This is a genomic window from Kitasatospora arboriphila (assembly GCF_039528095.1).
In the GTDB taxonomy this organism is placed as follows: domain Bacteria; phylum Actinomycetota; class Actinomycetes; order Streptomycetales; family Streptomycetaceae; genus Kitasatospora; species Kitasatospora arboriphila.
This window is the reverse complement of the sequence record NZ_BAAALD010000034.1, coordinates 1-22638: the sequence shown is the minus strand read 5'-3', so window position 1 is coordinate 22638 and position 22638 is coordinate 1. Positions and strand designations below refer to the sequence as shown.

General features: G+C 75.3%; 19 protein-coding genes. 11 read left to right on the top strand and 8 right to left on the bottom strand.

The window, feature by feature from the left end; genetic code table 11:
• Positions 1-71 precede the first annotated feature (71 nt).
• The gene (locus ABD353_RS18715) at positions 72-494 is read right to left on the bottom strand and encodes a hypothetical protein (protein ID WP_344624769.1); all 423 of its coding nucleotides are present in this window, start codon (positions 492-494) and stop codon (positions 72-74) included.
• A 317-nt stretch (positions 495-811) separates the two neighbouring features.
• On the opposite strand from ABD353_RS18715, the gene ABD353_RS18710 reads away from it, so the two are divergent.
• Together ABD353_RS18710 and ABD353_RS18705 are read left to right on the top strand one after the other, a co-directional pair.
• The gene (locus tag ABD353_RS18710; protein ID WP_344624768.1) at positions 812-2068 is read left to right on the top strand and encodes a sugar ABC transporter substrate-binding protein; all 1257 of its coding nucleotides are present in this window, start codon (positions 812-814) and stop codon (positions 2066-2068) included.
• 153 nt (positions 2069-2221) lie between these two features.
• Positions 2222-4585 (top strand): FUSC family protein, encoded by a 2364-nt coding sequence (locus ABD353_RS18705; RefSeq protein ID WP_344624767.1) that lies wholly within the window; start codon positions 2222-2224, stop codon positions 4583-4585.
• Here the strand turns inward: ABD353_RS18705 and ABD353_RS18700 are convergent.
• A complete protein-coding gene (locus ABD353_RS18700; RefSeq protein ID WP_344624766.1) occupies positions 4509-6113 on the bottom strand; it encodes an MFS transporter in 1605 nt (534 codons plus the stop codon). The two genes, ABD353_RS18705 and ABD353_RS18700, sit on opposite strands and share 77 nt — an antisense overlap.
• A 128-nt stretch (positions 6114-6241) precedes the next feature.
• On the opposite strand from ABD353_RS18700, the gene ABD353_RS18695 reads away from it, so the two are divergent.
• Complete coding sequence (locus ABD353_RS18695) at positions 6242-6832, top strand: GNAT family N-acetyltransferase (protein ID WP_425555194.1); 591 nt, start codon at positions 6242-6244, stop codon at positions 6830-6832.
• A gap of 21 nt (positions 6833-6853) precedes the next feature.
• Here the strand turns inward: ABD353_RS18695 and ABD353_RS18690 are convergent, their stop codons facing one another.
• Positions 6854-7312 (bottom strand): hypothetical protein, encoded by a 459-nt coding sequence (locus tag ABD353_RS18690; protein WP_344624764.1) that lies wholly within the window; start codon positions 7310-7312, stop codon positions 6854-6856.
• A 279-nt stretch (positions 7313-7591) separates the two neighbouring features.
• On the opposite strand from ABD353_RS18690, the gene ABD353_RS18685 reads away from it, so the two are divergent.
• Together ABD353_RS18685 and ABD353_RS18680 are read left to right on the top strand one after the other, a co-directional pair.
• Positions 7592-7837 (top strand): chaplin, encoded by a 246-nt coding sequence (locus ABD353_RS18685; protein WP_030275442.1) that lies wholly within the window; start codon positions 7592-7594, stop codon positions 7835-7837.
• Between the two features lie 593 nt (positions 7838-8430).
• The gene (locus ABD353_RS18680; RefSeq protein ID WP_344624763.1) at positions 8431-8994 is read left to right on the top strand and encodes a GNAT family N-acetyltransferase; all 564 of its coding nucleotides are present in this window, start codon (positions 8431-8433) and stop codon (positions 8992-8994) included.
• A gap of 74 nt (positions 8995-9068) precedes the next feature.
• Here ABD353_RS18680 and ABD353_RS18675 read toward each other — a convergent pair whose 3' ends face one another.
• Positions 9069-9845, bottom strand: a complete 777-nt coding sequence (locus tag ABD353_RS18675) for a DUF2785 domain-containing protein (RefSeq protein WP_344624762.1) — start codon at positions 9843-9845, stop codon at positions 9069-9071.
• Between the two features lie 220 nt (positions 9846-10065).
• Here ABD353_RS18675 and ABD353_RS18670 point away from each other — a divergent pair, with 220 nt between their 5' ends.
• From ABD353_RS18670 to ABD353_RS18650, 5 genes are all read left to right on the top strand, one after another.
• Entirely contained in the window at positions 10066-11151 is a 1086-nt protein-coding gene (locus tag ABD353_RS18670) for a PP2C family protein-serine/threonine phosphatase (protein WP_344624761.1), read from the top strand.
• A 61-nt stretch (positions 11152-11212) separates the two neighbouring features.
• Positions 11213-11851, top strand: a complete 639-nt coding sequence (locus ABD353_RS18665; RefSeq protein ID WP_344624760.1) for a helix-turn-helix transcriptional regulator — start codon at positions 11213-11215, stop codon at positions 11849-11851.
• On the top strand, positions 11848-12981 hold the full coding sequence (locus ABD353_RS18660; RefSeq protein WP_344624759.1) for an aminotransferase class I/II-fold pyridoxal phosphate-dependent enzyme: 1134 nt from the start codon (positions 11848-11850) through the stop codon (positions 12979-12981). The genes ABD353_RS18665 and ABD353_RS18660 overlap by 4 nt, the downstream gene beginning before the upstream one ends.
• Entirely contained in the window at positions 12978-13451 is a 474-nt protein-coding gene (locus ABD353_RS18655) for a C40 family peptidase (RefSeq protein WP_344624758.1), read from the top strand. The genes ABD353_RS18660 and ABD353_RS18655 overlap by 4 nt, the downstream gene beginning before the upstream one ends.
• Positions 13452-13515: 64 nt before the next feature.
• Positions 13516-14799: an aspartate aminotransferase type Ic gene (locus ABD353_RS18650; RefSeq protein ID WP_344624757.1), complete on the top strand. Its 1284-nt coding sequence runs from the start codon at positions 13516-13518 to the stop codon at positions 14797-14799.
• Between the two features lie 185 nt (positions 14800-14984).
• On the opposite strand, the gene ABD353_RS18645 is transcribed toward ABD353_RS18650, so the two are convergent.
• Together ABD353_RS18645 and ABD353_RS18640 are read right to left on the bottom strand one after the other, a co-directional pair.
• Positions 14985-16331, bottom strand: a complete 1347-nt coding sequence (locus ABD353_RS18645; RefSeq protein ID WP_344624756.1) for a chloride channel protein — start codon at positions 16329-16331, stop codon at positions 14985-14987.
• Positions 16332-16439: 108 nt separating this feature from the next.
• Positions 16440-17876, bottom strand: a complete 1437-nt coding sequence (locus tag ABD353_RS18640) for a DUF2252 domain-containing protein (protein WP_344624755.1) — start codon at positions 17874-17876, stop codon at positions 16440-16442.
• Positions 17877-18084: 208 nt separating this feature from the next.
• Here ABD353_RS18640 and ABD353_RS18635 point away from each other — a divergent pair, with 208 nt between their 5' ends.
• Positions 18085-19557 (top strand): hypothetical protein, encoded by a 1473-nt coding sequence (locus ABD353_RS18635; protein WP_344624754.1) that lies wholly within the window; start codon positions 18085-18087, stop codon positions 19555-19557.
• A 48-nt stretch (positions 19558-19605) separates the two neighbouring features.
• Here the strand turns inward: ABD353_RS18635 and ABD353_RS18630 are convergent, their stop codons facing one another.
• Positions 19606-20559 (bottom strand): DUF389 domain-containing protein, encoded by a 954-nt coding sequence (locus ABD353_RS18630; protein ID WP_344624753.1) that lies wholly within the window; start codon positions 20557-20559, stop codon positions 19606-19608.
• Between the two features lie 100 nt (positions 20560-20659).
• The gene (locus ABD353_RS18625) at positions 20660-22414 is read right to left on the bottom strand and encodes a cation:proton antiporter (protein ID WP_344624752.1); all 1755 of its coding nucleotides are present in this window, start codon (positions 22412-22414) and stop codon (positions 20660-20662) included.
• Positions 22415-22638: the final 224 nt, after the last annotated feature.

Below are 22638 nucleotides of genomic sequence, written 5' to 3'. Positions count from 1 at the left end.
ACGGCGGAGGCCGCCCGGTCCGGGGTGCGGTCCCCGGGCCGGGCGGCCCCGAACGGGTCGGGGAGCGGGCCTCAGGCGAGCTCGATCTCCTCGAAGAGGTCGTTGTCGGTCGCCGCGCCGGACAGCCACGCGGTCGCGTAGGCCGTGCCCGGCTGCCATTCCGAGACGCCCGCCACGTAGGGGGTCGCGGCGAGGCGCACGACCACGTCCTGCGGATCGCCGGTGCAGGTCACCATCGGCAGCTGCGGACCGGCGGCGTCCGCCGAGCCGGTCACGCCCTGTATCGCGCGGACGAGCACGGCGCGGACGTCGCCGGCGGGGCAGGAGACCGAGACGGTGACGTCGACGGCGGCGCCGTCCTCGACGATCCGGCCGTCCACGATGCGGATGCTGCCCTCTCCGAGGGCGGAGGCCTGGGGAGCCGCGGCGGCGAGCGCACCAGTGGCGAGGACGGCCGCGAGGGCGGCCGTGCGGAGGGTCCGGGTCACGGACATGGGGCGATCCCTTTCATGATCGAGGAGGCGGCCGCTCCGGGGAGGGGGCGGCCCGCCGACCACCCTGGTCCGGGCCCCCACCGGCGGCAACTCAGGCCGCACACGTCCTCACCCAGCGTGACGCCGTGGCGGTGTGCGGGCGCCCGCACGGAAGCGACGTGTGCGGACTTCCGTGCCGGGCGCCCCCGGTGATGCAAGGAGATTGGAAGCTGCAGCGAAAGTTGCTGAAAAGCGTTGCCATGGCAGGGGGGCGTTGCTAACTTCTGCGCACGCCGGCTCGGCGGATGCCCCCCACCCTCATCGACCCGGAGCGACGCGTGCGCAGAAGCCTCCCCCTCATCGCGGCCACGATCTGCCTGTCCCTCAGCCTGACCGCCTGCGGCTCGGGTTCGTTCTTCGGCTCCGCCTCCGGGGCGACCCCGAACGGGACACTGGTGATCTGGGCCGACGAGAAGCGCGCCGAGGCGCTCAGACCGTTCGCGGACGCCTTCGCCGCCGCCCACGGCGCCAAGGCCGAGATCGTCGCCGTCACCGAGAACCAGCAGGAGAGGTTCGTCGAGGCATCCAAGGCCGGCACCGGCCCGGACGTCATGATCGGCGCGCACGACTGGATCGGGAACCTCGTGCTGAACGGCTACATCGACCCCGTCCTGGTCCTCGACAACAAGATGGAGGACTACCTGGACGTCGCCCGCAGGGCGGTGATGTACAACGGCGAGTTCTACGGCATCCCCTACGCCGTCGAGAGCCTGGTGCTGTTCCGCAACACCGCGCTCGTCCCCGACGCCCCCGCGACCTTCGACGACCTGGTGGCCACCGGGGAGGAGCTCAGGAAGGCCGGCAAGGTGTCCCAGGCGGTCGGATACACCGTCAGCCAGGCGGACGGGAAGTCCGGCGACACGTACCACATGTACCCGCTGTTCAGCTCCGCCGGCGGCTACCTGTTCGGCGACGACGGGCGGGGCAACCCCAATCCGGCCGACCTCGGGGTCGGGCACCCCTCCTCGGTCGCCGCCATGGAGAAGATCGCGTCGCTGGGGGAGAAGGGGAAGGGGGTGCTGCGCCGCTCCTACACCTCCGACAGCACCGCCGCCGCCTTCACCTCGGGGAAGACGCCCTTCCTGGTGTCCGGCCCGTGGCGGCTGGCGGACGTGCGGGCCGCCGGGACCAAGTACGCCGTCTCCCCGGTGCCCGGCTTCGAGGGCAACGGCCCCGCCCGGTCGTTCGTCGGCGTCCAGTCGTTCTTCGTCGCCAGCAAGGGCGCGCACAAGGAGCTCGCCCAGAAGTTCGTCCTCTCCACGCTCGGCTCCGTCGAACTCGCCGACGCCCTGTACAAGGCCGAGCCCCGCATGCCGGCCCTCAAGGAGGCCCTCGCCCACGCGCGCGCCGCCGACCCCGACCTCGCCGCGTTCGAGCAGGCCGCGAAGACCGGTGTGCCGCTGCCGTCGCTCCCTCAGATGTCCGCCGTCTGGGGACCGTTCAACGCCCTGCTCTACTCGGCGGTCAAGGGCGATCCGGTGGAGCCGGCCGTCGCCACGGCCGACCGGGCGATCCGGGCCCAGCTGCCCAAGTGACGCGCGCCCCTGCGGGGCCGGCCGGGCGGTCCTAGCCTGGTGGGGCGGGCGGCCGTCGGCGGGCCGCGGCCCGCCCCGGCCGCACGGCCGCGGGCCCACCGCCCGGCCGGGTGCGGCGGCCCCGGGGACACCGACAGGGACAGCGGGGTGCCGATGAGCCGGACGCGCGCACTGCTCGACCGGCTCCGCGCCCGGGACCCAGGCCTGCGGATCGCGCACCGCGCCGTCCGGGTCACCCTGGTCGCCTGCACCGGCTTCTACACCTTCCGGTACGGCCTCGACCGGCCGACCGCCGCGACCTGCGCCCTCTTCGGGGCGATCTCGCTCGGCCTGCTCTCCCGGATCGGCGGCGGCGCCCGCGCCCGGGCCCGCACCCTGCTCCACACGCTGCCCGCGGCCTACCTGCTGATCACCCTCGGCACCCTGCTCGCCGTGCGCCCGTGGGCGGCCGCCCTCGGCATGCTGGGCATCGGGTTCGCCGTCGCCTACAGCTCGGTCGGCGGGCCGCGGCTGGTCGGCCTCGCCAACGGCCTGCAGCTCCTCTACATCCTCCCGTGCTTCCCGCCGTACCGGCCGGAGGACCTGCCGCTGCGGCTGATCGGCGTCACCGCCGGGATCGTGCTGCTCGCCGCCGCCGAGCGGCTGCTGTGGCCGGTGCCGCCGCCGGTCGGGGACCGCGAGCGCATCGCCCGCGCCGCCGCCTCCGTCGCCGACCTCGCCGCCCGCACCGCGGCCGCCGTCACGGCACCCCCCGGCCGTCCGGTGGAGGACCGCGCCCCGCCGGGCGCCGCGGACGGCCGTCCCGGCCCGGCCGCCGGGGCGATGGACGACCTGAGGTTCTCCCGGATCCCCCTGATGGAACGTCCGGCCTCGGCGAGCGCCGCCGACCGCGCCCTCTCGCACGCGGCCACCGCCCTGCGCCACACCCGCGCACAGCTGCTGCGGATCGGCCGGGTCAACGACCTGGCCGGCCCGCTGCCGCAGGCCGCCGCGCTGGTCAGGGCCGCGGCGCGGGCCGTCCGCGCCGCGGGCGAGGGCGTCCGGGACGGCGGGCCGGTCCCCGGCACCGGCCCGATCGAGACCGCCGTCGCCGACCTCGAGACCGTCCGGACCACCCCGTTCCACCCCGACGGCGGACACCGCCCCGGCCCCGCCCCGGCCGCCGGTTCCGGCCGGATCGGGCCGTACCGCACCACCGACCCGGCGGAGGCGGCGACCGCCGCCCGGCTCGGCCTCGGCAGCATGGCCCTGGAGGCCGCCGAAGGGGCCCGCTTCCTCACCCTCGCGGTCCGGATCAGCCGCCGCGCACCGCTGCCCCCGGACCCGACGCCGCCCGCCGAGCGGCCGGGCCCGTTCTGGTACGGCCACGAGCCGGCCGTCCGGCTCTGGTGGGCACGCTTCCTGGCCAACCTGACCCCGCGCTCGGTGTACTTCCAGAACGCCGTCCGCACCGCCGTCGCCCTCGCCGCGGCCCGTCTGATCGTCGGCGGCCTCGACCTCACCCACGGCTTCTGGGTCCTGCTCGCGACCCTCACCCTGATGCGGACCACCGCCGCCGACACCGGCATGGCCCTGCGGCCCGCGCTCACCGGGACGCTCTGCGGGGCGGCCGCCACCGCGGCGATGCTGATGCTGGTCGGCGACCGGCCGCTGTTCTACGCCGTCGCCCTGCCCGTCACCATGCTCACCGCGTTCACCGTGGGCCCCGCCCTCGGCCTGGCCTGGGCCCAGGGCACCTTCACCGTCGTGGTGGCCATGGTCTTCGCCCAGCTCGCGCCCGCCAGCTGGCAGCTCGCCGAGGCCCGGCTGGTCGACGTGGCCACCGGCGCCGCCGTCGGCATCCTCACCGGGCTGTGCGCCTGGCCGCTCGGCGGCGGCCGCGAACTGCGCCGACGCGTGGCCGAACTGCTCGCCGACAGCGCCGCCGCACTCCACGAGACCGTCGCCGTGCTGACCGGCGGGCCCGCCGCGGGCCGGGCGGTGCGCCGGGCCCGCCGCTCCGCCGTCCTCGCCGAGGCGACCTACGCCCAGTTCCGCTCCGAGCACCACACCGCACCGCCGGGCACCCCGGACTGGCAGGCGGCACTGCTGACCGGCCAGCACACCGTCCGCGGCGCCGAGCAACTGCTCGCCAGGATCGCCCCGCACTCCCTCGCCGGCTGGCCGGACACCGCCGGCGCCGTCGTCCGCGACGCCGACACCGCGGCCGCCGCCTTCCGCGCGTCCGGCCGCGCGCTCAGCGGCAGCCCGGACACGCCCGTCCCGCCGGACCCGCTGCTCGCGGAGGCGCGCGCCGCGCTGCTCGACGAACGCGTCATGGCGGCCCGCCTGCCGCCGGACCCGGCGGCGCTGCACGCCGTCGACACCGCCGTCTGGCTGGTCGGCCTGGTCGACGACCTGGCGGCGGTGCCCGCCGCGAAGGCCCCGGCCGACGGGACGGTCAGCCCTCCCGCTCCGGCTCCCGGCCGGCCGGACGCGCACCCGGACGGGACCGGTCCGCCCCGCCCTCCGCGGTGATCCGGGTGCCGGGGTGCCACAGCGCGCAGAGGAACGCCACGGCCAGCGCCGCCGCCATCCCGTACAGCACCGGCCGGTTCGCCGCCGCGAAGTCCGCCCGCAGCGCGGCCAGCAGACCGGCGTCCACGCCGCTCGCCGCGGACCCGCCGGTGCTCGGCCCGGTGAGGCTCTTGGTGATCTGCTCGGCCGTGTTGCGCGCCGCCTGCGGCGGCAGCCCGTGCTGCTCCAGCGTGTCGGTGATCCGGTTCGCCGCGGTGTGCAGCAGGACGGTGCCGAGCACCGCGAGACTCACGCTCGCCGAGTAGTTCCGGACGGTCTGGGTGATTCCGGTGACCTCCCCGTACGAGCGGCCGATCGCCCGGTTCACCGCGTCCGTGGACGCCGGCGTCAGCAGCAGGCCGATCCCGGCGCCCGCGAGGACGATCCACATCCACTGCGCCCCCAGCGACAGGTCGGTGATCTTCGCCGCCCAGCCGGCGAACCCGACCGCGCCGACCACCGTGCCCAGCAGCATCGCCGGCCGGGCCCCGCGCTGGTCCAGGATCCGGCCGCCGACCTGCGAGGCCGGGCCGAACCCGGCGAAGAACACCAGCAGGTACAGGCCCGCCTCGTTCGCCGAGTAGCCGAGCGCGACCTGCGCGTACACCGAGGCGAAGAAGAACACCGGGACGAAGGACATCATCGCGAAGAAGAGCACCGCGTTGTCCGCCGAGAACGCCCGGTCGGCGAAGACCTGCATGGTGATCAGCGGGTCCCGGCTGCGCAGCTCCGCCAGGACGAACAGCACCAGCACCGCGAGGCCGCCGACGATGCACCCCCAGGTCGCGGCGCTGCCCCAGCCCCACACCGCCGCCTGCTGCAGGCCGAGCACGCTCAGGCCCATGCCGGCCGCGACCAGCACCGCGCCGGGCCAGTCGATCGGCTCCGGGCGCGGCGTGTTCCGGATCCGGGCCAGGAACGTCAGCACCAGGGCGACCACCGCCACCGGCACGTTGACCCAGAAGATCGCCCGCCAGGTCCAGCTGGTCAGCCAGCCGCCGAGGATCGGGCCGATCGCGGTCAGGCCGCCCGCGACGGCGAAGAACAGCGCCAGCGCCCGGCCGCGCCGCTCGACCGGGAACACCTCGACCACCACCGCCAGCGCGGCCGGGAACATCAGCGCCGCACCGAGCCCCTGCACCGCGCGGAAGGAGATCAGCCAGGCCTCGGCCGCGCCGCCGGCCGGCACCGCCCCGCAGAGCGCCGACGCCGCCACGAACACCACCGTGCCGACCAGCATCACCCGCTTGTGCCCGAGGATGTCCGAGACCCGGCCGCCCAGCGCGAAGAACGCCGCCAGCGCCAGCAGGTAGGCGTTGACCACCCACTGCATCGCACCGGCGGAGAGCCCGAGTTCGCGGATGATACTCGGGGCGGCGATCGACACGATGGTCTGGTCGATGAAGGTCATCGAGACGGCGAACAGCATGCCCGCCAGGGCCAGCCGCTCGCTGGTGCCGCCGTCCCGTCCGCCACTGCCGGCAGCCATGCCGCTCTCCTCTCCTCCCGGTGCCGCCCCGGCGCCGCCCCGGTCCCGTCCCGCTCCCGGCCCGGCGGCCGTTTCGCACGACACTGCCCGTCCCGCGGCCCGGGCGGGCGCTGCGCCGCGGCGAAGTCATCCGCTCGGCGGACGCCCGCAGCTCCGCCCGCCGCCGCGGGCGGGGACGGCAGAATGGGCGCATGCGCATCCGAGCCGCCCGTCCCGAGGACGTCCCCGTGCTGCAGGAGATCGAGCGTGCGGCGGGGGAGGTGTTCCGCGAGGTCGGCATGCCGGAGATCGCCGCGGACGAGCCCTTCTCCGACGAGGAGTTCGCGCCCTTCCTGGCAGCCGGCCTGGCCTGGGTCGCCACGGACGGCGGCGACCGCCCGGTGGCGTACCTGCTCGCCGAGCGCGTCGACGGCGACCTGCACGTCGAACAGGTGTCGGTGCACCCCGGCAGTGCCCGGCAGGGCCTCGGCCGGGCACTGATCGACCGGGCCGCCCGCCGCGCCGCCGCCGAGGGGCTGCCCGCGCTCACCCTCACCACCTTCGCCGAGGTGCCGTGGAACGCCCCCTACTACGCCCGCTGCGGCTTCACCGTCCTCGACGGGCCGCAGATCGGACCGCAACTGCGGGCCGTCCGGGAGCGCGAGGCCGCCCACGGACTCGACCGGTGGCCGCGGGTCTGCATGCGGCGCGCCGTCCGGCCGCAGGACGGCGCGCAGTAACGACCGGCCCCGCCCCCGCCCTCAGGCCCCCGCGGGCGTCCGGCGGGCCGCGCGTTCGTCCAGGGCACCGGCCGCGATCCCGCACGCCGCGGCGGCCAGCCCGAGCACCGCCGCCGCCGGATTGACCCAGCCGGGCACCGAGCCGTTGCGGTACGAGCCGCCGTCCGCCAGACGGCACTCGAACCGGACCGGAACGAACCCGGCCTCCCAGTCCACGACCTGCATCCAGCGCTCCCGCGGGCCGGTGCGGCACGGGTGCGGCGGGGCGGAGTCCGTACCGCCGCTGCCCGCGTCCAGCGCATCCAGCCCGACCGGGCCCAGCCCGCAGACGTACACCGCCACCGCACCCGCCGCGGCGACCAGCGCCAGCCCGCGCAGCGGCCTCCCCTTCCGCCCCAGCAGCGCGGCCGTGCCCACCGCCGCGAGCGTGAGCGCGGCAACCGACCCCGCCAGGGACACGAACAGCAGCACCAGACCCATGACAAGCCCCCTGACCGCGGCACCCGCCGGCCCTGCTCCGGGCCGTCTGTCCGCCGACACGCCGTCAGGGAGCCTACCGGGCACGCCGTCCGGGGCCGTCCGGGCCGCACCCGTTCCCCCGCACCGCCCAACGGACGGCCGGACCGCTGCGCCGATCGGGTGGACTGTCGTGGCCGGGCCAACTCCGGAGGCCGTTCGTGCCGAAAAGGTGATGACGGCCGTTCGTCGATCGCGCGGCCGACGCGTCATCAGAACAGCTCGACACGACAGGAGTCCACCATGACCGCACTGCGCACCGCCCTGGCCCTCGCGGCCGCCGCCGGCACCCTCGTCCTCGGCGCGGCTGCCGGCCCGGCCTCGGCGAGCGCCGGGGCCGAGGGCGTGGCCACCAACTCGCCCGGTGTGCTGTCCGGCAACGTCATCCAGATCCCGGTCCACATCCCGGTGAACGTCTGCGGCAACTCGATCGGCGTCGTCAGCATCCTCAACCCGGCGATCGGCAACGCCTGCGCCAACGTCGGCTGACACTCCGGCACCGCAGACCTGCCGGCCCCGGGCCCGCCGTCACACCGCCACGGCCCGGGGCCGGCAGCCCCATCGCACCGGTTGTCCGAGCCCTCCGGCATGCTGACCCCGTGCCGATCCGCCCGTTCGGCGGGTTCGGCGGCCACCCCGACCAGTGCCCCAACTGCACGGCCGCGGCCCCGCCATCGACGCGCGGCCCGAGGACCGCCGCGACGGCTTACGGGCGAGCGTCCCGGCCGGGAGCGAGTAGGGCCGCACCGTCCCGGTCGAGCCGTCGGCCTCGACGTACGCCAGGCGAGACGGGCCGCGCCCGCCCCGGGGCGCAACCCGCGAGCAGCAGCACCGCCGCCACCGCACTCCACATCGCGCCCCACCGCGCACACCGTCTCCGCCCCGCCATCGCCCACCCCTCCCGTGCCCGGGACCGTCCGGCCCCGGCGACTCCCGCATCCGGCAGGCGCACAGCGTGGCAGCGATCGCGGCCCTCCGAACCGGTTCGGGCGAATCGCTGCGCAGGCGCGGGGCGGTGTGCCTCCGGGCGGCGGGCGGAGTGCGGCGGGCGGACGTCCGGAGGCACCGCCTACGCTGTCCGGGTGATCACCTTCTCCGCGCCGGTCGCCGGCGACGTCCTGATGCGGCCCGCCGTCCCGGAGGACGCCGAGGCGCTGAGCCGCGCGATGATCCGCAACCGGGAGCACCTGCGCCCCTGGGACCCGCCCCGCGACGAGCACTGGTTCACCGTGGCCGGCCAGCGCGCCCGGCTGCACGACCAGCTCGTCCAGGCCGAGACCGGCCGGCTCGCCCTCTGGGTGCTGGCGAGCGGCGAGGAGATCGTCGGCGGCGTCACCCTGTCGAACATCGTCCGGCTGCACCTGTGCAGCGCCAACCTGGGCTACTGGGTGGACGCCGCCCAGGCCGGCCGCGGCCTGGCCTCCGCCGCCACGCTGCTGGCCTGCCGCGCCGCGGACACCGAGCTCGGCCTGCACCGCCTGGAGGCCGGCGCGGCCGCCGCCAACCTCGCCTCGCAGCGGGTGCTGGAGAAGTGCGGCTTCGAACGGATCGGCACGGCCCGCGGCCTGCTCTTCCTCGACGGCGCCTGGCGCGACCACGTGCTGTTCCAGAAGCTCCTCCACGACCGCCCGCTGCCGACCGACTGAGGCCCAACGGCTGAGGCCCAACGCCTGAGGCCCACCGGCTGTGGCGGCCGGCCGGAGGCCCGGGCGGCGGCCGGTCAGCCCGCGTACGGGGACGGCAGCGCGAGGGTCGCGGCGACCGCCTCGGCGACGGCCCCGGCGTGGGTGAGCGGGACGGCGGCGGCGTCCGGGGCGGGCCGGACACCGCGGACGGCGAGCAGGTGGAGCACCCGCAGCGTCCGCATGGTGTTGGAGGCGTGCGCCGGGACGGGTCCGGGCCGGCCGGCGGCGAAGTCGGCGGCGACGGGGGCCAGCCAGTCGACGGACTGGCACCGGGTCAGTTCCGGGCGGGTCAGGGTGAGGGCGATCGCGAGGCCCAGCCGGTCGTCCTCCATGGCGTCGAAGAGGTGCTCGGTGGGGGCGAGCAGCCGGGCGCAGGCCAGGTCCAGCAGGTCGGCGGGCTCGGTGTGCGGGCTGCGGCCGAGGGCGCCGAGCAGGTCGGCGCCGTGCGCGACCGCGTGCAGCCAGCCGAGTTCGGGGTCGTGGCCGCGCAGGTCGGGTTCGGTGCGGTACCAGGTGTCGAAGGCGCGCTGCCAGGCCGGGTCGTGGTCGCCCAGGCGGACGAGCCGGGCGAGGACGAGCGGGGCGAAGGTGCGGGCCTGGATCTCCGGGTCGGTGAAGCGGTCCGCCATCTCGTCGCCGAGGCGGTGGCGTTCTGCGGCGGGCAGCCGCGGTATCCAGCGGTGCAGCAGGACGTAGGCCTGTTCGTCGCGGACCGCCGGGTCGGGTGAGCGCAGGTCGGCGCTGAGCGCGGCGACCAGCTCCGGTCCGGGCCGGAGGGTGTCGTCGTCGAGGAAGGGCCGCCACCTGGTCACCCGGCCGATGCTAGGGGAGGAGGGCGGGGCTCCGGACCCGCCGATCGGCGGGTCGCCCGATCCCCGCACCACCGGCCGCCGCGCCCGCTGCCCGTTCTGGGCCGAGCGGATGACGGTCCGTCGGCGGGCCGGTCGGCCGGGGTGTCCTGCGGGCGGTCGGCGGGTCGGCGGATATCGTCGAAAGCCCCTCAGACCCTCCGACCGGGAGTCGTGGTTGCCGGTGGCGACGTTGTCCGCGCAGTGGCCCCGCTACGTCCGGCTCGTGCCGTGGGCGCTGGTGGTCGGCGGTCTGGTCTGGGACTCGCTGGCGCCGGCCGACTACTGGGGCGACCCGATGATGGCGGCCGCCTCCGTGCTGGCGGGCGCGCTGCTGCCGCTGCGGGACACGGTGGCGGTCGGTGCGGCGAGTGCCGTCGGGGTGCTGGTGCTGACCTCCCGGGACGGCACGCTCGGCACCACGGCCGGCTGGCTGGAGCTGACCAACACGGTGTTCGCGGCGCTGATCGGCATCTGGGTCAACCGGGTGATCGCCCGGCACGGCCGCCGGCTGGCGGTGGTGCGGTCGGTGGCGGAGGCGGCGCAGCGGGCGGTGCTGCCCGCGCCGCCCGCCCGGGTGGGTCCGCTGGCGGTGGCGGCCTGCTACCGGGCGGCGCAGACGGAGGCGCTGATCGGCGGGGACGCCTATGCCGTCCAGGAGTCCCCGTTCGGGGTTCGGCTGCTGATCGCGGACGTGCGGGGCAAGGGGCTGCGGGCGGTGGCCGCGGTGTCGGTCCTGCTGGGGGCCTTCCGGGAGAACGCCGACCGGGCGCCTGACCTGCGGGCGCTGGCCGACGCCCTGGAGCACTCGCTGGCCCGGGAGAGTGCGGGGAGCGACGAGGAGGTCCGGACGGAGGGCTTCGTCACCGCGCTGCTGGGCGAGGTCGACGGGGTGGACGGCGGCCTGCGGCTGTTGAACTGCGGTCACCCCGGGCCGTACCGGCTGCCCGCGGACGGCGGGGCCGTCGATCTGCTGGCGGCGCGCGACCCCGGTCTGCCGCTCGGCATGGGCGGCCTGGGGGTGCCGCGGTCCGCGCCGGACGCCTGGCCGTTCGCGCCGGGCGACACCCTGCTGCTGGTCACCGACGGGGTGACGGAGGCCCGGGACGGCGCGGGGGAGTTCTACGACCCGGCGGCGCGGCTGGCGCCGCTCGGTCCGTTCGACCGGCCGCAGGGGCTGATCGACGCGCTGGTGCTGGACGTCCGGCGGTGGACGGGCGGCCCGCGGGACGACGACATGGCGGTCCTCGCGGTCGCCCACAGGACCTGAATCCGTCCGTCCCGGCATTGCGTCTGGAATTTCTGTCCAGATCGGACGTATAGTCCAGAGCATGGAGACGCGCGAAACCGACCCGCGGGTCCGGCTCTGGGGCCCGGTGTGCCAGGCCGTGGCCCTGCTGCTCGGCCCCTACGCCGAGGTCGTGCTGCACGACGCCGAACGGGACCGGGTGCTCGCCATCTGGAACCCGCACGCCGGCCGGGCCCCCGGCGACCCCTCGCTGCTCGGCGAACTGGACCGGCTGGAGCCCGCCGCCCAGGACGTCTTCGGCCCCTACGAGAAGCTGCTCGCCGACGGCCGGCGGCTCTCCTCGGTGAGCGCGGTGCTCCGCGCCGAGGACGGCCGCCCGTCCGCGGTGCTCTGCGTCAACCTCGACCGCACCCCGCTCGACCAGGCCGCAGCCGTGCTCAGCCGGTTCGCCGCCCCGACCGTGGAACGGCCCGAGGCACTGTTCGAACAGGACTGGACGGAACGCATCCAGGAGATCGTCGGCACCCACGTCCGCGAACGCGGCCGCGCGGTCGAACGCTTCGGCCGCGCCGAGCGCATGGAGGTGCTCGCCGACCTCGACCGGGCCGGCGTGTTCTCCGTCCGCCGTGCCGTCCCCGTCGTCGCCACCGCCCTCAAGGCCTCGCGCTCCACCGTCTACGCGCTGCTCGCCGACCTCAAAGACCCCCGGAGCCCCCGATGACCCGCCTGCCCGACTTCCGCCTGGAGACCTACTTCTCCCGCTGGGAGTTCACCGCCCGCCACCACCTCACCGCCTCCGACGCGCAGACCATGACGATGGCCGAACTCCTCGGCCTCGCCGACGCCGACGACCGCCGGGCCTGGGAGGAGCTCGCCCTCGGCTACACCGAGACCTTCGGCGACCCCGGACTGCGCGAGGCGATCGCCGGGATGTACGAGACCGTCGGCGCCGACGACGTGGTCTGCTTCGCCGGCGCCGAGGAGGGCCTGTACATCGCCATGCAGGCGCTGCTCGACCGCGGCGACCACGCCGTGGTCGTCACCCCCAACTACCAGTCCGCCGAGACCGTCCCGCTCGCCCTCTGCGAGGTCACCGGGGTCGCCCTGGACGAGAAGCAGGACTGGGCGCTCGACCTCGACGCCGTCACCGCCGCGCTGCGCCCCACCACCAAGGTGGTGTCGGTGAACTTCCCGCACAACCCGACCGGCAAGGTGATCGACCGGGCCGAGTTCACCGCGCTCGCCGCGCTCTGCGAGGAGCGCGGGATCCACCTGTTCAGCGACGAGGTCTACCGCGGCCTGGAGCGCGACCCGGCCCGGATCCTGCCGCAGGCCGCCGACCTCGCGCCGAGCGCCCTCTCGCTCAACGTCACCTCCAAGTCGCTCGGCCTGCCCGGCCTGCGGATCGGCTGGATCGCCTGCCGCGACCGCGCGGTGCGCAGCCGCCTGGAGCGGGCCAAGCACTACACCACCATCTGCAACGCCGCCCCCAGCGAGGTCCTCGCCCGGATCGCGATCAAGGGCCGGGCCGGCATCCTGCAGCGCAACCGCGGCATCATCGCCGCCAACCTGCCGCTCTTCGACGCCTTCTTCGCCGAGTTCCCGGACCTCTTCGAGTGGCGCGCCCCCGACGGCGGCTGCGTCGCCTACCCGCGCTACCTCGGCGCGGACGGCGTCGAGGCGTTCTGCACCCGGCTGGTCGAGGAGGCCAGCGTGCTGCTGCTGCCGTCCGGCATCTACCGCTCCGAGCTCACCGACACCCCCGCCGACCGCTTCCGGATCGGCGTCGGCCGCAGCAACCCGGAGCCGGCCCTGCAGGCCCTCGCCGACTGGCTGCGGGGCCGCCGGTGACCGTCGCCGACTTCGTCGGGCAGCTGCCCGCCGGCTTCTGGCAGGTGCCGTACGCCGGGGCGCGCTTCCCCGGCTCGCGCGCGGTCGCCGAGCGCCCCGGCCTCGAACACGGTGCCAACTGCCAGCTGTTCGCCCGGGCCGTGCTCGCACGGTCCGGGCTGCTGGTGCCCGCGCTGCGCTCCAGCGAGCTGTGGGAGGACACCGCGAGCACCGTCCGGGTGGCCGAGCCGAACGCGCGCGACCTGCTCTTCTTCGGCCGGGACGAGGACCCCTGGGGCGCGCACGTCGGCGTGCACGCCGGCGGGGAGACCGTGCTCCACCTGTGCGCCGAGGTCGGCCGTCCCGCGCTGTGGACCCTCGCCGACTTCGCCGCCCGGGAGCGCTACCGCGTCCTGCTGGGCGCCAAGCGGGTCACCGCGCGGCTGCCCGGACCCGCGGCGGCCGACCGGGCGCCCCCCGCGGATTGGTAGATTGTCGGCGCAGCAGTGCCCCGGCAGCGCCGGTAGAACCGCACCCACACCGGAGGGAAACCTCGTGTCACAGCCGTCCACCACCACGTCGGCCGGTCCGGAGCAGGGGGCGGAACTCGCCGCCGCCCGGGCCGCCTACGAGCAGCTCCGCACCCGCGGCCTCAGCCTCGACCTCACCCGCGGCAAGCCCTCGCCGGAGCAGCTCGACCTCTCGGACGCGCTGCTGACGATCCTGCAGCCGGGCGACGTGCGCGCCGCGGACGGCACCGACTGCCGCAACTACGGCGGTCTGCAGGGCCTGGCCGAGCTCCGCGCGGTCTTCGCCGGGCTGCTCGACGTCCCCGCCGACCAGCTGTTCGCCTGCGGCAACGCCAGCCTCACGGTGATGCACGACGTGGTCGCGCACGCCATGCTCGCCGTCCTGCCGGGCGCCAAGCAGCGCTGGGCGGACGAGGACGAGGTCCGCTTCCTGTGCCCGGTGCCCGGCTACGACCGGCACTTCACGATCTGCGACCGCTTCGGGATCACCATGGTGCCCGTCCCGCTGACCGGCGAGGGCCCGGACATGGACGTGGTCGAGGAGCTCGTCGCGGCCGACCCGCGGATCAAGGGCATGTGGTGCGTGCCCAAGTACAGCAACCCCAGTGGCGAGAGCTACAGCGACGAGACCGTCCGCCGGCTGGCCGCGATGCCGACCGCCGCGCCCGACTTCCGGCTGTTCTGGGACAACGCCTACGCGGTGCACCACCTGACGGACGACCGCACCCCGCTGCTGCCGGTGCTGGCCGCCTGCGAGGAGGCCGGCCACCCGGACCGGGCGTTCGTCTTCGCCTCCACCTCCAAGATCACCGCGGCCGGTGCGGGCGTGGCCTTCCTCGGCTCCTCGCCCGCCAACATGGCCTGGTACGCCCGGCTCGCCGCCGCCCAGACCATCGGCCCGGACAAGGTGAACCAGCTGCGGCACGCCCGCTTCTTCACCGACGCCGCCGCGGTGGAGACCCACATGGAGCGCCACCGGGAGCTGCTGGAGCCCCGCTTCGCCGCCGTGTACGAGGTGCTGGAGCGCGAGCTCGGCCCGCTCGGCATCGCCACCTGGACGCGGCCGCTCGGCGGCTACTTCGTCAGCCTGGAGGTCCCGGAGGGCTGCGCCTCCGAGGTCGTCCGCCTCGCCAAGGAGGCCGGCATCGCGCTGACCCCGGCGGGTGCGGCCTTCCCCGGCGGCAACGACCCGCGCGACAGCCAGATCCGGCTGGCCCCGTCCTTCCCGTCGGTGGACGAGGTGCGCTCCGCGATGGAGGGCGTCGCCGTCTGCGTCCGCCTCGCCGCCGCGGAGCGCGCCGCGGCCTGACGCCTTCCACCGGGTTCCCCGCGCCCCGCCCGGGGCCTGCCTTCGAAGGCACACGGATGCCTCATGGGGGCGCGGGGAACCGCATGGGGGCGCGTGGGGGCACCTCCCGGCCGAAGGCCGGGGGAGAACTGCGCGATCCGGATGCGGGCCACGGTGCGGACCGGCGCGCCCTTCGAAACCGCTTCCTAGGCGGCGGGTCCGGGGGCGGGGGGTGCCGGTGCGGCGGTCCTCCGGGCCAGCCGCAGCGTCCCCACGTAGGAGACCACCACCGCGACGATCACCAGCGGCATCACGGTGAGGCTCTCCGTGCCGAGCAGCAGGGTGGCCAGCAGCACGGAGGTCATCGGCAGTTTCAGCATCGCCACGCTCATCGCCCCGACGCCCATCGCGAACGCGGTGGTGGTGTCCACCCCGGGCAGGTGGGCCAGGGCCATGCCGCCCGTCCCGCCGAGGAACACCGCGGGGAAGACCGGACCGCCGCGGAAAGCGCTGAGCGACAGCGCGTACGCGAGCGCCTTGCAGACCACCAGCAGCACCAGGACGCCCGCCGTGTAGGAGGAGTTGTCGGCGAGCAGCGGTCCGATGGTGTTCTCGCCGGAGTAGAGCACGTCGGAGATCGGCTTGTCGCTGATCGCCGCGTACACCAGGGCGACCACGCCGACCAGCACGCCCATCAGCACGGTGAGCGGCAGCCGTCGCCGCTCCACCACCGGCTGGAGCCGTAGCGCGGAGCGGCGGATCCCCTCGCCGAGCAGCGCCGCGGCCGCACCGACCAGCAGCGCCCAGCCGAACTCGGAGAGCGAGGGCCGGTCGGCCGGCGGCACCTGGTGCAGCGTCAGCGAGTAGGTGCCGAGCCCCGTCCAGTGGCCGAGGCCGGTGAAGATCAGCGAGCCGATGCCGGCGGCGAGCAGCCCGGGCACCAGCACCACCCCGAGCATCGGCCCGGCCAGCCCGGAGGCCTCCATCAGCAGGAAGGCGCCGACCAGCGGCGAGCCGAGCAGTTCGCTGATCGCCGCGAAGCTGCCGGCCGCGCCGAGCACGCTCACCGCGGTGGGCGGGGCGTCGCGCTTCAGCAGTTTGATCGCCCCGACCGCGATGCCGCCGCCGAGCGCGATCAGCGGGGCCTCCGGGCCGAGCACCACGCCGAGGGAGAGCGAGGCGATCGCGGCGAGCGCCACCCCGGGCACCGCCGCGACGGAGGGCGTGCCGCCGGTCTTCAGTCCCTCGGCCGGCTTGTGGCCGCCGCCGCCCGGCAGGTAACGGATGGTCAGCGCGACCAGCACGCCCGCCACGGCGAGCGGCGGCACGGCCCACCAGTCCGGTGTGCCGTCGAAGCCGAGCCCCTTCGGCAGGTCGTCGAAGACCAGCGACTGCAGTTCGGAGACGAGGGCGAGGAAGCCGAACGCGCCGGCCGAGATCGGCACGCCGAGCAGCGCCGACAGCACCAGGATGGTCACGTAACCCCGGGTGCGGACGATCGCGATCGGGTCCTGCGGCGCCGGGGCCTGCTGCTCGGTCGGTCCGGCCGGCATGCGCATCGTCTCCTCGGCGTCGGGGCCCGGCCGGAGTGCCGGGCGCCCGGGCCTCTGTGTCAGGTGGTACCACGTGGGCCCGGCCGTCCGGGCTCGCCGCGCCCGCGGTCAGCGGGGCTCGGCCACCGGGTCGGCGGCCGGCAGCCGGCCGTCCTGGACGGCGTCGACCAGGGCCCGGTGGTCCCGCTCGTTCTGGTCGGCGTACGCCTCCGCGAACTCCGCCAGTGCGTGGTCGAAGACGTCCTTGCCGCCGAGGTAGGCGGCGATCGCGATGCGGTCCCCGGAGCGGGCGTGGGCGCGGGCCAGGGTGAAGCCGCAGAGCGCGCCGAAGGCCTGCATTCCGGCGGGTCGCATGTTCTCTGCGACCGCGATGCCCTTCCAGTCGCGCAGTTGGCGGACGTAGAAGTCGCGGCGCTTGCCGTCGATGCCGTCCACCCGCTCCCAGCCGAGGAACATGTCGCTGGCCGCCTGCATCAGCCGCTGGCCGGACACCACCCGCTCGCCCTGGTTGCGGTACTGGCTGGCGCCGACGTGCGGGGCGAGCACCGAGGTGTCCGCCTCCTTGGCCTGCATGAACAGCGGGTCCTGGCCGTCCCGGCCGAGCATCAGGAAGATCCAGCAGCGGGTGCCGACGCTGCCGACGCCGACCACCTTGCGGGCGACGTCGACCAGCTCGAAGTTCTGCAGCAGGTACCGGCGGTCGGACGGGAGGGTCTTGCCGTAGCGGGTGACCAGGCTGCGGAAGAGCGTCATCAGCGCGTCGCGCTCGATGTTCGGCAGCAGTTCGGAGATCGGCATCAGCAGCGGCGGGTCCGCGGCGATCCGGCGCCGGCCGTCGACGACCTCGGTGAGCTTCTCGAAGGCCTGCAGGCTGTCCCGGGTCCGGGCCTTGGCCAGCGCCTGGGCCAGCCCGCGCTGACCGCGCTTCGGCGCCCGCTCGGCGGCCAGCTCCTGCAGCATGTCGGAGTCCATCCGGGCGTACCAGACGTCGAGGTTCCGCATCCCGGCGAACCGGGCCATCGCCTCGCGGTACTGGCGGACGGTGGCCCGCACGATCTCCGCGCGCTCCTTGTCGTCGAAGCCGTTCGCCCGGCCCGCGATGACCAGGCTCGCCGACAGCCGCTTGACGTCCCACTCCCAGGGGCCGGGCAGGGTCTCGTCGAAGTCGTTGATGTCGAACAGCAGCTGACGCTCCGGGGAGGCCAGCAGCCGGAAGTTCAGCATGTGGGCGTCGCCGCAGAGCTGGGCGCGGATGCCGGAGTCCGGGCTGCCGGCCAGGTCGGACGCCATGATGGCGGCCGCGCCGCGGTAGAAGCGGAACGGCGACTCGGACATCCGGCTGTAGCGGATCGGCACCAGCTCCGGCACCCGCTTGGCCGACTGGGCCTCCAGGATGCCGAGCGGGTCCGGCCGCTTCTTCGCCGGCCGGTACTCGGCGTGACTCGAACGCGGTGCCCGCCGCCGTGCCGCCCGCCCGCGGGCCGCGCGCTCCTCGGGGGTGGCCTGCGCCGCCGGACGGGTCTCCGGGTTCTGGTCCTTCGCCATGGGGTCCTCCTGCCTGACCGGGTGCGGCCGTGCGCCGCTCCGCTCGGGGCGGCTCGCACGGACCCTCCGATCATCGCCGCCACCACGCCGTCCGGCCTGCCGTGGGCGCGCCGGAACCACCCGTACGCCCATTCCCGGTGGTGGCCGCGCCGGGCCGCGCTTCTCCTGGTAGGGCGAACGGCCGCAGGCCCCGACCCGAGGAGAGCAGATGGCGTCGAGCGAACCGGAGCCCGGCTCCGGCGAATCCGCGTCCGGCGGCTCCGGCCACGGCGAACCGCCGGAGCCCGTCCCGCCCGGCGGGCCACCGCCCGCCCAGGGCCCGGGACCGTCGTCGGACCGGCCCACCGTGGCCGCCGGCGGCGGCCCGGACGAGGTGGCCGCGCTGAAGGCGCGCCTCGCCGCGCTGGAGGCGACCACTCCGCCGCACAAGCGGGAGCACCACCGCTGGCGGACCTCCGGCGCCGTGGTGCTGATCGTGATCGCCTCGCTGCTCTCCATGCTGTCCGTGATGGCGGTCTGGACGGCCAACTTCGTCGGTGACACCGACCGGTACGTGCAGACCGTCGCCCCGCTCGCCACCGAGCCGGACGTCCAGGACGCGATCACCAACCGGGTCACCAAAGTCGTGCTCGATCAGATCGACGTCGACGCCCTGGTCAAGCAGCTCTCGGACACCGCCGCCCAGCAGGGCGTGCCGGAGAACCTGTCCAACCTGATCGGCAACCTCAGCGGCCCGATCAAGAGCGGCCTCACCGACCTGATCAGCTCCACCGTCCACAAGGTGGTCACCAGCGACCAGTTCGCCACCATCTGGGTCGACGCCAACCGCCTGATCCACAGCACGCTCGACAAGGCGCTCACCGGCAAGGGCGGCGGCACCGTCAAACTCGAGAACAACCAGGTCTCCATCGACCTCGCGCCCGTCATCGCGAAGGTGAAGACCCAACTGGTCGACTCCGGGCTCTCCGTCGCCTCGAAGATCCCGGACGTCCACACCAACTTCGTGATCTTCTCCTCCAAGGACGTCGGCAAGATCAGGACGTACTTCCGGCTGCTGGAGATCATGGGCAACTGGCTGCCGATCCTCACGGTGATCGTGGCCGCCGGCGGCGTCTTCCTCGCCGTCAACCGCCGCCGGGCGCTGATCGGCGCGGCGATCGGCATCGCGATCGCCATGCTGCTGATCGGCGTCGTGCTGACGATCTTCAGGGCGTACTACCTGGACCACCTGCCACCGGGCGCCAACCAGGCGGCCGCCGGGACGGTCTACGACACCCTGATCCGGTTCATGCGCGCGAGCATCCGCGCCATCGGTGCCGTCGCCGTGGTCACCGCGGTCGGAGCCTTCCTGATCGGGCCGTCGAAGCCCGCCGTCGCGGTGCGCACCGCCTGCCGCCGGATCATCGGCTCGCTGCGCGACGCGCTGTACTCGCTCGGCATGAAGCTCGGCCCGGTCGGCCCGTTCGTGCACCGCTGGAAGCGCTGGATCGGTGTGGTCGTCCTGCTGATCGGCGCGCTGATCCTGGCGACCTGGAGCTACCCGACCTGGGCCGTCGTCCTGTGGATCACCTTCTTCGTGGCGCTGGGCTTCGCGATCCGGGAGTTCCTCGACACCGGTCCCGAGGGCGACCGGGCCGCCCCGCCGGCCCGGACGGGCGGACCGCCGCCCGCCACCGCCTGACCGTCCCGGAGGGGGCGGGGCCCACCTGCCCCGCACCCTCCGGCGGACTCAGTCCGCGGCCGGTAGCCCGCGCCGCCGGCCGATCCGGCGCCAGACGGCGCGCTGGGTGCGGAGCGTGCCCGTGCCGACCAGCACCAGCACCCCGGCGTTCAGCAGCAGCTGCAGGAACGAGCCCCAGGACTTCTCCCAGTTCTCGAACGCCGCGGACACCGCGACGTCCGCGCCCGCCGGAATGGTCGTCACCGAGATGAACACCCCGAGCAGCGCGCTCGTCCGGGCCTCGGTGAGCGAGACGATCCCGACCACGCCGGCCAGGCAGGCCACCACGACCGAGAAGAAGTCCGGCGTGCCGATCAGGTTGGACACCGGCCGCAGCCCCGCGTCGTACGCCCGCGACTCCAGGCCGAACCCCCGGATCACCAGGGCGAACAGGAAGGTGATCACGATGGCCGCCGGGAACCCGCAGGCCAGCGCCGTCAGCCCGCGCCGGACGGCCCGCCGGTCACCGAGGTCCAGGCCCAGCGCCACCCCCACGATCGCCCCGTACTCCGGGCCGACGACCATCGCGCCGACGATCAGGATCTGCGAGTTGGTGACGATGCCGACCGCGCCGAGCAGCGCCGCGACCACCAGGTACAGGTAGAAGCTCGGCGCGTAGCTGCCCTGGGCGCGGATCCGCGCCTCGACCTCGGCCCAGACCGGCGCGTGCACGCGCCGCCCGAGGCTGCGCCGCCCGGCCTCCGCGGCCGGGCCGAAGAAGGCGAGGTCCACCGGTTCGACGACCACCGACCCGCGGGTGTCCAGGCCCAGGCCGCGCAGGCCGTTCAGCACCTCGTTGGCGCCGCCCGCCAGCACGTCGCAGGCCAGCGCGTCACCGTCCGGGTGCCGGGCCGCACCCGGCTGCACCACCAGGTCGAGCACGCACGGGTCGGCCGCCAGCATCGCGACCGCCCGCCCGGTGAGGTCCGGCGGGCTCACCGCCCGGACGTGGATCGTCGCCACCCGGTCCTCCTCCCGCCGTGGTCCGCCTGCCGGGCCCTCGCACAACACCACCGCCGTCGCACCGCCGGCCCGCCGCGACGCGCCGGGCCCGGCCGGGGGATCATGCGGGCGGGCTCAGCAGCACCGCACTGTCCCCGGGGTCCCGGGACGGGGTGCGGTCCTCGGTGACGGGCAGCAGCCGGCCGTCCGGCTTCACCAGGAAGAGCAGCCGGTGGCCCGCCGGCAGCCCGCCGTCCGCCGGCGAGGTGGTGACCCGCGCCCCCTCGCCGTACTGCCGGGCCAGCTCGGGCCGGGTCAGACCCGGGCCGAACAGCGCCTCGCCGCCGGTGTACGGAGCCACCACGCCCCGGCTGCCCGCTGCCGGCGCCAGCCGGTACACCGCGCCCTCCAGCGTCTCGTGCAGGGTGGTCGACGCCAGGGCGTTGAAGTCGTCCTCCTCGGTGAGCAGCAGTACCCCGGTGATGCCCTCCAGTTCGGCGCCCGCGCCGGTCGCCGCGGCGAGCAGCTCGCCCGGCGCCAGCTCCAGCCCGGCCGCGGTGATCCGGTCCTGCTCGGTGTCGGCACCCGCCCACATCAGCACGTCCAGGCCGAGCGAGCGCAGCGCCAGCCCGAGGTCCACCGCGAAGGCGTCGCCGCCGACCAGCAGCGGCCGCGACCGCGCCGGCCGCAGCACCCCGAGCCGCCCGGCCACCGGATAGGCCGTCAGCCCGTACACCGTCACCGTCGCGACGATCACCACGAAGGTGGCGGGCAGCAGCCGCTGGGCGCCGTCGACACCCTTCGCGACCAGGGTGGCCGAGAAGGTGGAGGCGGTGGCCGCCGCGACGATGCCGCGCGGGGCCATCCAGCCGACGAACGCCCGCTCCGCCCGCGACACGTCGGTGCCCAGCGTCGCCAGCAGTGCCACCACCGGCCGGACCACCAGCACCAGCGCCGCTGCCAGGCCCAGCGCCGGCAGCACCACGTGCCGCAGCGAGGCCGGGGTGACGGTGGCCGAGATCGAGACGAAGAGCAGACCGATGATCAGCGAGACCAGGGTCTCCAGGAACGGCCGGCGGACGGGCAGGTCGAGGCCCGGCAGGTTGGCCATCGCCATGCCCATCACCACCGCGGCGATCAGACCGGTGTCGTCGCGCAGCGCGTCGCAGGCCGCCGCCGTCCCGATCACCGCGGCGAGCTGCGCGGTGGTGCCGAGGATCTCGTTCGGCCGCAGCCGGTCCAGCACCAGCCAGAGCACGGCGGTGCCCACCGCACCGCCCGCGCAGCCCACCAGGATGCTGAGCCAGAAACCGCCGAGCTCGCTGCGCAGGCCGTCCCCGCTGGCCGAGACGACGCCGTGGAAGACGAACGCGCCGAGGATGCCGCCGACCGGGTCGATCAGCGTCCCCTCCCAGATCAGGATCCGCTGCAGCCGCTCGGTCGGGCGGACGAAGTTCAGCAGCGGCCCGACCACCGTCGGCCCGGAGACCACCAGGATCGCGCCCAGCATCACCGCCGACCGCTTCGGCATGTCGAGCAGCGGCACCGCCAGGGCCGTCGCCGCCGCCCAGGTGATCAGCGTGCCGAGCCAGATCAGCCGGACGACGACCCGGCGGTTGTGCGCCTGGAGCCGGCGCAGCTCCAGACCGAGGCCCGCGTCGTAGAGGATGACCGCGACGGCCAGCGAGACCAGCGGCGAGAACGCCGGACCGAGCAGCTGCTGCGGGTCGACGGTGTCGGTGAGCGCCCCGGCGCCGAAGCCGACCGGCAGCAGGACGAGCAGCGCCGGGATGCGCAGTTGTGCGGCGAGCAGCTGGGAGGCGGCGGCGAGCACCACGAACAGCCCGACACCGAGCAGGATCTGGTCGGGCGTCACGGCCGCGCCCCGGCCGGCGGGCGCCGGACGGCGGCCGCGGGCACCACCGCGGCGGGCGGGGTGCCGTGCGCCCGCCGCACGGGCTGCCTCTCGGTGGCCGCTGCCGCCGCCGCGGCCGTTGCGGAGCGGACGAGCCGGTGCGGCGCCAACCCTGCCGGTGCCGGTGCCGGGGCCGGGGCCGGGGCGGGGGGGGGGGGCGCCGTGCGCCCCTGCGGGGGGGGGGG

What these genes read in the sequence shown, in the direction of transcription:
- ABD353_RS18690 (WP_344624764.1), bottom strand. Translation starts at nt 7,312, where the DNA reads ATGGGTCTGGTGCTGCTGTTCGTGTCCCTGGCGGGGTCGGTTGCCGCG.
- ABD353_RS18660 (WP_344624759.1), top strand. Translation starts at nt 11,848, where the DNA reads ATGACCCGCCTGCCCGACTTCCGCCTGGAGACCTACTTCTCCCGCTGG.
- ABD353_RS18705 (WP_344624767.1), top strand. Translation starts at nt 2,222, where the DNA reads ATGAGCCGGACGCGCGCACTGCTCGACCGGCTCCGCGCCCGGGACCCA.
- ABD353_RS18665 (WP_344624760.1), top strand. Translation starts at nt 11,213, where the DNA reads ATGGAGACGCGCGAAACCGACCCGCGGGTCCGGCTCTGGGGCCCGGTG.
- ABD353_RS18715 (WP_344624769.1), bottom strand. Translation starts at nt 494, where the DNA reads ATGTCCGTGACCCGGACCCTCCGCACGGCCGCCCTCGCGGCCGTCCTC.
- ABD353_RS18640 (WP_344624755.1), bottom strand. Translation starts at nt 17,876, where the DNA reads ATGGCGAAGGACCAGAACCCGGAGACCCGTCCGGCGGCGCAGGCCACC.
- ABD353_RS18645 (WP_344624756.1), bottom strand. Translation starts at nt 16,331, where the DNA reads ATGCCGGCCGGACCGACCGAGCAGCAGGCCCCGGCGCCGCAGGACCCG.
- ABD353_RS18635 (WP_344624754.1), top strand. Translation starts at nt 18,085, where the DNA reads ATGGCGTCGAGCGAACCGGAGCCCGGCTCCGGCGAATCCGCGTCCGGC.
- ABD353_RS18700 (WP_344624766.1), bottom strand. Translation starts at nt 6,113, where the DNA reads ATGGCTGCCGGCAGTGGCGGACGGGACGGCGGCACCAGCGAGCGGCTG.
- ABD353_RS18685 (WP_030275442.1), top strand. Translation starts at nt 7,592, where the DNA reads ATGACCGCACTGCGCACCGCCCTGGCCCTCGCGGCCGCCGCCGGCACC.